The 458-nt window shown below is 74.5% G+C and carries 1 protein-coding gene; it reads right to left on the reverse strand.

Going from position 1 to position 458, the window contains the following annotated elements:
• Positions 1 to 400 (reverse strand): hypothetical protein (locus PUR56_RS37275; protein WP_329952219.1); only part of this gene is annotated, 400 nt, incomplete at its 3' end.
• Between the last annotated feature and the right edge of the window lie 58 nt (positions 401 to 458).

Consider the following 458-nt stretch of genomic DNA (forward strand, 5'->3'; position numbering starts at 1 on the left):
AAACCGGGAACGCCTCGTACAACCCCCGGCCCAGCGACGCGCGCTGGGCACCCTGGCCCGGGAACAGGAACCCCACCCGGCCCGCCCGTGCGGTGCCGATCAGCCCGCCCGCACCGGCCACCCCCGCCTCCAGCCCGCTCATCAGCTCGTCGGGGTCACCGGCGAGCACCCCCGCCCGGTGAGCGAGCGCGGCACGGCGGAGCGACGCCGCGCCGAGTGCCACCGGGTGAGCAGCGCCCACCTCGGCGCTGTCGATCAGCTGTTGATCCTGAGCCCGCACGGACGCCTCGACCGTACCGGACAACAGCACCGGAGCCAGTGGCAGATCCACTGCTGCCACGGCGGCGGCCTCGACCGTCGGAGGCTCCACCACGATCACGTGCGCGTTGGTGCCACTCACGCCGAACGCCGACACAACCGCCCGACGAGGCCGGTCCCCCCGGTTCCAGGGCCGCGAC

The organism is Streptomyces sp. BE303 (assembly GCF_036290945.1).
GTDB lineage: Bacteria > Actinomycetota > Actinomycetes > Streptomycetales > Streptomycetaceae > Kitasatospora.